Annotated in this window: 3 protein-coding genes; all 3 read left to right on the top strand. The window is 56.5% G+C overall.

The window, feature by feature from the left end:
- Positions 1–130 precede the first annotated feature (130 nt).
- The 3 genes from AC1D0P_RS21585 to AC1D0P_RS21575 are packed head-to-tail and all read left to right on the top strand — an operon-like array spanning position 131 to position 9,114.
- The gene (locus AC1D0P_RS21585) at positions 131–1,024 is read left to right on the top strand and encodes a hypothetical protein (RefSeq protein WP_477678624.1); all 894 of its coding nucleotides are present in this window, start codon (positions 131–133) and stop codon (positions 1,022–1,024) included.
- 2 nt (positions 1,025–1,026) lie between these two features.
- Entirely contained in the window at positions 1,027–4,995 is a 3,969-nt protein-coding gene (locus AC1D0P_RS21580; RefSeq protein ID WP_477678623.1) for a hypothetical protein, read from the top strand.
- Between the two features lie 45 nt (positions 4,996–5,040).
- Complete coding sequence (locus tag AC1D0P_RS21575; RefSeq protein ID WP_477678622.1) at positions 5,041–9,114, top strand: calcium-binding protein; 4,074 nt, start codon at positions 5,041–5,043, stop codon at positions 9,112–9,114.
- The last annotated feature ends 17 nt before the right edge of the window (positions 9,115–9,131 follow it).

Raw genomic sequence — 9,131 nt, 5'->3', positions numbered from 1 at the left:
GGATCAATCAGGGCGAGCGGACGGTGCTCGAGTATTTGCTGTCGCCTGTGCAGAGACGGTGCAGGAGTCGGGGAGGGAGCGATGAAGGGGAAATGTCCTGCGCGTTTGCTTGCGCTTTCAGGGAGAAGAAATGCGTGATTACTGGCTAACGCAATACCTCCTCAGCGCAATTGGTTGGGGCTATCTGATCATCGTGTTGATCGTGATTCTATTGGCGCTATTGTTGATAAAGGAGAAATCGACGAAGACAGTAGCCATCCTAGTCGTTCTGGGCCTGGCGTCCATACTGCCGATTCGGAGCTACCAGGAATATGCAAAGGAAAAAGAAGCAGGAGATGCCTATCGTGCACGTTTGGCGAAGGCGCAGGCCTTGTTTGACAAACGCTGCGAGACAGCGGGAGAGAAGATATACAAAACGATAGAGAACGTCGAGGGAGTCCGCCTGTTGAATCCCCGGTCGAATATCTCGAACGTTGATAGAGCCAATCGTGATTGGCCTGGTGCTGGTTTTCCCGGTGAATCGGGAGGAAACCAGTACATCATGGAATTCTTGTATTTCCATAAACCGAGATCAGGTCTTCAAGCCCGAGAACTCGGCTGGGCGCGCGGGGGGCTCAAAGGTTATTCCTATGTAGACGTAGACGAGCAAGGTAAGCATTTTCGATACAAGCTCCTTGCTGAGTCCCAATATGTTTACGGGAGCGACCCTTTGAAAGCCTACGGAAAAAAAGAGCAAGTTTCAGATGCTTTCTCTCGATACATCATTGCTTACGAAAGTATTGAAGACCAGCAGGGGCGAGAGAGCTGGATTGCCGGTGGACATGTGACGGTAGTCGACCAGAAAAATGGCGAGCTACTTGGTGAATTCGTACGGTACTCGTTCGATCCCGGTTTTGGCGATACCTACGGTGAAAGATCACCATGGGGTTTCGCCAAACAGTGTCCATTGACAGGCTACGGAGGATCTTCCGGTCACATCAGATCGTTTGTCGAGCAAGTCCTAAAACCTAAGCGAAGTGAATAGACATGTCCACTGAAATCACAACTTATCTGAAATACGTCAACCTGCAGATGGCGGCTGAGTCTTTATTTGGGGTGTTACCTATGGACGACGCTGGATTGACTACTGGCGCTGGGTCAATGACGGAGGCCAGCTTAATCAGTGGAAATAATCGTTCCAGCAGGTTTACTGCAACCCAAGCCAAACAGTTCTTGGATGAAGAGAAATGGACCGTCGTAGAGCATAAAAGCAATACAGAAACCGGTTTTAGCGGAACGCTCTTTAAAAATGCCATCACGAATGAGTACGTGTTGAGCTTTCGCTCTACGGAGTTCGCCGACGATGCAGTTCGAGATGGCGAAGCAACAAACACGCTGGAGATCAAGGAGAAAGGGTGGGCTTTCGGACAGATCGCGGACATGGAGGCTTGGTACGCCACGCTCAAGGCCGATTCGACCAAGTTGGGAGACAACAACTTCAGTGTTACCGGCTATAGCTTAGGCGGACATCTCGCCACGGCCTTTAGCATTTTGCGCAGAGAGGAGCTGCGTGAGGACGGCACTCCCAATCCCATTGTCAATACCTACACCATCAACGGTGCAGGAGTCGGTACCTTTACCGGGACGCTGGGTAGCGTTATGGGAATTTTTTCGCAACGACGCGCTACTGGTGCCAATGCGGATTTATTTACTTCATCACAAGCGCAATCTTTGTATAACCAATTCAAGGATGTCTTTCAAGCTGGGGCTAGTCAAGCTACTAAGGCAAGCGCCGAGTCTGCTCTTTATCAGCTTACCCTGCCTTTACAAGCCACCAACGGCATCGCGAGACAAGAGCTTTTGCTACTGCAAACAGCCCTACGGCGAATATCCGATGTCGCTGGTGAGGTCGAGCGAGTCAATGCGGGTATTCCAAACGGCAACAGTCCGGATGTTCCAGCCCGGCCGGTTACGACTTCAAAAATAAATGCTGTTGGGCTGGACTACCAGTTGGCGGTGCTTAAGGCCAGCGAGGCAACCAGTAGTACCCGAACTATCTTTGATTTTGGTGGTGTCGTAGCTTACTCAGGAAGAGAAATTGCGTCAGACCGCATTACTAATTTGTACGATTTGTACGGCGATACATCGCCGTCGGGTGTAGCCAATTCGCAAAYTCACTATGGCGCAGCTACGCCGATATGGATAGAGGACCAACCTTTGCTCCGTGGTCAGGTGCCCAGCTCGGTACTTACTGCTTCTGGCGTTGGGGCATTGGCCGCGGATTTCAAATTGCTCGTTCCCGATTTCAGTCAAAACGATTTTGGCGACACACATAGTCTGGTATTGCTTGTTGACAGTCTGAACGTGCAAAGCATGTTGATGAAAATATCTTCAGGTCTGGATTTCGCCACTCTTAAAAGTATCTTCAACGCCGCTAGCAGCGACAAAGTGGAAACTGGCCTCACTTCAGATGTCGGTACCAACAACCAAGGTAAGGCTGACGGGGGCTCACTGGAGAAAGTCGTCAACGCTTTGGCTGATATGTTGGGTCTGGGCTGGAAAGGCAGTGCCAGACTTCAAGGTAGTCCGAATGGCAACACTTGGGCAATGCTCGACGATCCAGTTGGCTATAGCGGAAGAACCAAGTTTTATGAAAAGCTTAAGGCGATTACGGACACCTCAACATATCAAGCGCTGCTTGGAAAAGCCACCATYGTTCCYATTAGCCAGGTGACTGATGCGCAGACTAATTTTGCAAGCTTTCTTGCCYTCAACGCGCTGAGTCCTTTTGTCCTCCAAACCACYGATGCCACCGCGATTGCCAAACTCAAGCAGGCCAACGAAAGCTTRGCGCAGTCKTGGGAAGCCGATGCGCAACTGTCACCATCKCARAAAGCCGCAGGCCTCAGCACCTTCACAACGRACTGGTATKCCGAYCGGGCAGATATGCTCAGATGGGTCGCCTTTCGTAACACCAATAATCTTGAGAAACTTCGTAGCCCAACTGTTTCTCAGGCCGTCGCCTAYAGCGATGCCGAGACCTCAACCCTGTTCAGTCTTGCCAATACCAACGCTGGCCCACAAGCCATACTTAAGGCAAAACGGATCATTTTTGCAGGAAGTGATGCCGACGAGCTCTCGGGCGAGGAAAAGGATGACCATATATACGGTGGAGGTGGCAACGACGTCATCGACGGCAAGGGTGGAGCAGACTACCTCGAAGGCAACGCTGGCGACGACACCCTCGTCGGAGGTGAGGGCACTGATACCCTGGTCGGCGGCGCAGGCTTCGATACCTATATTTTCAGCGCTGGCGGTAACCGCGACACCGTGCTGGACAGCGATGGACAAGGCAAGATTGAATTTGCCGGCCGAACACTTGACGGTAGCGGTACGCTTGTCTCAGACACCGCCGCTCAGGCTATCTGGGAAGATACGAGCCAGCCTGATGCAGTCATCACTTACCTGTGGGACAAGGTTAAAAAGGAACTCAGGATCAGTGGTGGCGGCGCTGCAGGCCTGAACAGTTCTGTGGTCATCCAGAACTATGCCGATCTGGCGCTCCGCATTCACGCCCCGGCAGCGGCGGCACCGGTTGTAGCACCGGTCATGCCTGTATTTGACCTCTCCACAAGTGAAGGTCGAGCAGCCTACTCAGAAGTGAATGATCCCAACGGAAACGTAATATCCGCGTCGCCTGCGGTCTCGGGTGCCGTCGCTTTGAAAGGTGGCGTGTTTGGCATGCAGGGGTCTCAGTACGTGGCCGGTAGCAAATACGGTGACATTATTGAGGGTGGAAGCGTGGTTAACACAAACCCGAACTTTGCGCCGCGCTCACAAGTCTTGTATGGCCTGGATGGGGATGACCATCTTTATGCCGTAACCACCCAGACAGTAGCGGATGCAGTCAGTAATTCGCTGGGTTATACCAACGTCCCGACGGATGCGGAGCTGGGTTCGTCCTGGGCCGCCCTGCATCCCTATAGTGAGGCGGTTGCGCTCGATGGAGGGGCCGGCAATGACACGTTGATTGGCAGTTCCTTGAACGACACCCTGTTTGGCGGCGACGGCAACGATGTCATCGTGGGCGGAAGTGGCAACGACATTATTTTGAGCGATGGCGATATCGGCGATAGCCGCGCCGGTGCCCACAGGATTGGGCAAAACACTTCCGGGGGCAGCCCAACGTCAACTACCCACAGCATGCTGGGAAAAGTGGCGCTTTACAGCTTCCATATCAAGACGGGCCAAACATGGGACTTGATGCCCAATGCGCCCACATTGGGTTACTTGGGAAATACCAGCTACTTCGACTACGTTTCTGCGAGCGGCAATTTTGGCTCGACAGGAGGTGGAACTGTGTATGACTACATGGACCCTCTGGGTAGCTACGACCTGGATGCCATCTCGGTGCTTAACCAGTCGAATGTACCGATCGAAGGATGGGACGCGTACTTTCCATCGGGAACCGAGATGGTTGCAACCAGCGGCCAATCCACAAAATTGCCGAGCTGGTATGGCGTCAGCAGCACTGATCCGCTAAACGACCAGACAAGAACTTTCAATACCAATCGCTATTACGGCAATGACGTGGTGTATGCCGGCGCGGGCGACGATGTGGTTAACACCGGAGGCGGTAGCGATATTGTCCTGGCGGGCTCAGGCGTCGACTTTGTCGCCGGCTATAGCGGGGACGATTACATCTTTGGCGAGGAAGACAACGACTATCTTTGGGGCGATGAAGCCACCGTGTTGAATACGGCAACACTGGGTGCCACGGTTGACCGTTGGACGGGTATCTCTTACAGCAAGGCCGGTCTGAATGCCCTTGGTTTCTATGGCGAGGATTATCTGGACGGTGGTAGCGGTAACGACGTGTTGGTGGGTGGGGGTAACCGCGACACGCTGCTCGGCGGCATTGGCGAAGATTGGCTGTTCGGTGATGACGTGGAAGGCCAGTTATCAAGTGCGGACTCCGGTGATGACTATCTGGATGGTGGTGAAGGTGCTGACTAGCTGACCGACATTTCTGGCAAAAACAGCTACCGAATCGATGCGGCCTTGGCGACCGTTATCAGCCTTGACGATTACTCGCGAGCTGGCAGCACTATTGAGATTTTCAACGCCCTGGCAGGCAGCAAGCCTGAACTGACGTTTCAGGGCGGGGGGATATTGACCATTGGAGGGCTGGTTATTTACTGTGGTGCGGGTTGGCTGGACGGTTCACTGGCATCGGTTTCCGTGAATGGGGCAAGCTATAGCGCCAAAGACCTGCTGCGAGCCAGCCCTACTTCGCGCCAGGTGACAGTGACAGGCCCACCGCAAGAGGTGGTAACGGGAACCGGCTGGGACGATATCGTTGTCATGGGAAGCGGCAATGTTGTTTCCGCAGGCCAAGGCAACGACGTCATCCGCTTCGAGTCTGCCGACAACACACTGGAATTCCATGAGGGCGACGGCAATGACCTGATCATCATGGGGGCTGGCGCCGCTGAAGCCGAAGCCACCGCGCTCAACTTGGCGCTTGACGCGAATGCCGATATTTCCTTGCTGAGAATTGGATTGTCCGGGCCGGTTGACAACCGCAAGGTCGTCCTTTTCATGACGCCCGTCGGGCAAGACTCCATCAGCATCCAAACCATCGGTGCGGATGTCGAGGCCTTCCTTGACCGTTTTGTCATCACGGCAGGTGCACAAACAACCACGCTAGCTCAATTGCTCGCCAACGGTCAGCAATTCCAGGGTAATGAGTATGACAACGAGCTCATCGCTTTCAACCAGGCCAGCTCCCTGAATGGCCAGGGCGGCAACGATACCCTGGTGGGCAGCGTCTTTGATGACGTCCTGGACGGCGGCACGGGCAATGATGTAGCTTATGGCGGCCTCGGTAACGATACGTACAAGTGGGGCCGTGGTTTTGGCAGCGATGTGCTGGTGGAACAAGGTGGCCGCGATGTCCTGATGCTGACTAATCTTCTGGACACGGATATCGCGGTCAGCAAAGACTCATCAGGCAACCTGAAGCTGAAGGTAATCGATTCGGGTGAAGAGCTCGTGGTAGGGGCATTCTTTGGATCGGACTACGACGGAGCCATTGAGACGATCGTGTTCTCCAATGGGGTGGAGTGGGGTATCAACACGCTCAAACTCATGACGCTGGTGCCCACCGGGGCGGATGACGACATCACCGGGTTTGACGGCGATGACCATTTGACCGGAGGCGGCGGTAACGACCAACTGAGTGGCGGCGGCGGAAATGACTTGCTTGAGGGGGGTGATGGCAATGACAGCCTGCGGGGCAATCAGGGCGATGACCGCTTGATCGGAGGCCTGGGCAATGACAGCCTGACGGGAGGCCGCGGCGACGACACCTTTGTTTGGGGCCTGGGGCAGGGGAACGACTTGATTTATGACTTTGGCGGAGGTGCGCTTGACACGCTGGAGCTAAGCGCTTTGAACCCAGGAGACGTTTCGGGCATCCGATACAACGGCGGTGACGCCGTCCTGACGATTACCGCCACTGGCGAGACCATCAACATTACCCAACAGTTCTATGCGCTGGACGAGTACTACTACACCATTGAGCGGCTGGTCTTTGCGGACGGCACGATCTGGAATATCGAGGATCAGTCTTTCAGCTTTTTGTTGACGGAGCGCAGCTGGCTGGGCGGCTCTAACTTGTACGGCTGGGGATTGGCCGATCACATCGTGGCCGGCAGCAGCGGCAACGCTATGTATGGAATGGAAGGAAACGACTATCTTGAAGGGGGTGACGGTTCCGATACGCTGGACGGTGGAACCGGCGATGACATGCTGGTGGGTGGACTGAATAACGACAGTTACGTCTACGGGCTGGGGTATGGCCGGGACACGATTTCCGACCTCGACACCACAGCCGGCAATGTGGACACGCTCTTCATGCAGGCAGGGATCGCAGCCGGCGACGTGACGGTTTCCCGTACGGCAACGCAGCTGGTATTGACCATCAGCGCGTCGGACCAGGTTCTGATTGACTGGGACCTGGCTGCCGGGAAAGGCATCGAACGCGTTGAGTTCGCCGACGGCACCGTGTGGGACCGGCAGGCCTTGGAGGCAGCAGTTGTCCCAACGGCGACCACCCCCACAATCCTGGGCACAGCCGGAGACGACATGTTAGGCGGCACAAGCGCAGCAGACGTGTTTGATGGGCAGGCCGGGGACGACGAGTTTCACGGAATGGGGGGTAACGACGTCTACCTGTACAGCCTGGGAGATGGCAGCGACACCATCCTGGACTACGACGAGACCGCCGGCAATGTGGACACCGTGCGCTTTGACGGCACCGTGCTGGCCGGCGACGTCAGCCTCAGCCGCGACCAGACGCACCTGTACCTCAACATCGCGGGAACGGGCGAGCGCATCACCTTGGGCGGCTGGTTCTCTGGAGATGCGCGCCAGGTCGAGCGCGTTCAGTTTGCCGACGGAACCGTCTGGGACCAGGCGGTGCTGGCCGCCGCAGCCGCTTACGTCGGCTCCGAAGGTACGGATATCTTTACCGGAAGTGCAGCCAACAACAGCTTCGAYGGCGAAGGTGGTTACGACTACTTYATCGACRTGGCAGGCGGCAACGACGTGTACCTGTACAGCCGCGGAGACGGCTCGGACGAGATATACGACCAGGATGCCACCGCAGGCAACATCGACACCGTCCGCTTCGACGCCAGCGTGCTGGCCGGCGACGTCACCGTCACCCGMGACCTGCACAACCTGTACCTGAACATCTCCGGCGGCACTGACCGCATCAAGCTCAGGAACTGGTTYGACGGCGAGCAGTTCAAGATCGAGCAGGTCCAGTTCGCCGACGGCACCGTCTGGGACCAGCAAACCCTGGCCAGCACGGCAACYCCCATCACCATGACCGTGGTGGGCACGAGCGGCGACGATTACCTCTCWGGCGGCTTCGGYAACGACACCTTGCAAGGCCTGCAAGGCACCGATCAACTCTACGGCGCCGAAGGCAACGACGTCTACCTGTATAGCCGGGGAGACGGCARCGACACCATMCTCGACTTCGACGAGACCGTGGGCAACGTGGACACCGTGCGCTTTGATGGCACYGTRCTGGCCAGCGACGTCAGCCTCAGCCGAGACTCGCAGAACCTGTACCTGAACATCRMMGGMACRGGCGACCGCATCACCTTGGTGAGCTGGTTCTTTAACGACGCGCGCGTGGTCGAGCGGGTCGAGTTCGCCGACGGCACGGTCTGGGACCAGACGGTGCTGGCCGCCACGCACGACTACGTCGGCGCCGAGGGTGATGACATCCTGGTGAGTGTTACCCAGACCAACATCCTGCGCGGCTATGGCGGCAATGACAGCCTCTACGGCGGAAATGGCTTCGACGCCCTCGAAGGCGGTAGCGGCAACGACCTGCTGTACGACACCCAGGGGGGCAACTATTACAACGCGGGCTCCGGCAACGATGAGCTGCTCGGCAATATCGGCGGCGACTTCTTCATCGGCGGGRCAGGCGATGACCTCCTCAAGACAGGCGGCGGCGCCGACCTGATCGCCTTCAACCTCGGCGACGGCCAGGATASGGTRGAGACCGACGGCTCAGACGGCCCGCAGGACACCGTCAGTCTGGGCGGAGCCGGCCTGGACTATGCCAACCTGAGCCTGCAAAAGAACGGCGACGACCTGGTCTTGAATGTCAGCGCCGCCGACCAATTGATCTTCAGCAACTGGTATGCCGCCTACTACAGGCAAGGCGTGCTGAACCTGCAGATGGTGGCTGAAGCGATGAGCGCATTTGATGCGAACTCCAGCGACCCCTTGCTCAACAAGAAGATCCAAACCTTCGACTTCCAGGGCYTGGTCGGYGCCTTYGAYGCSGCGCGCACGGCCACSCCKGGGCTGAGCAGCTGGGCACTGAGCAACGGGCTCACGCAGTTCCACCTGGCGGGCAGTGACAGCGARGCMCTGGGCGGYGACCTGGCCTACCACTATGGTGCGGACGGCACGCTGGCCGGCATGGGCCTGGGCAAGGCGCAGGACGTGCTGACGAATGCGCAATTTGGTGTGCAGGCGCAGGCCATCCATTCGACGGTGAGCTTGCAGGAAGGGCTGGTTCGCCTGCTGGTTCGCCTCGGCTAATGGGGACGACATAGAAA

The organism is Polaromonas sp. P1_G2, from assembly GCF_056405515.1.
Note: the sequence above shows the minus strand (reverse complement) of the source record. Positions and strands in the feature narration are given on the sequence as shown.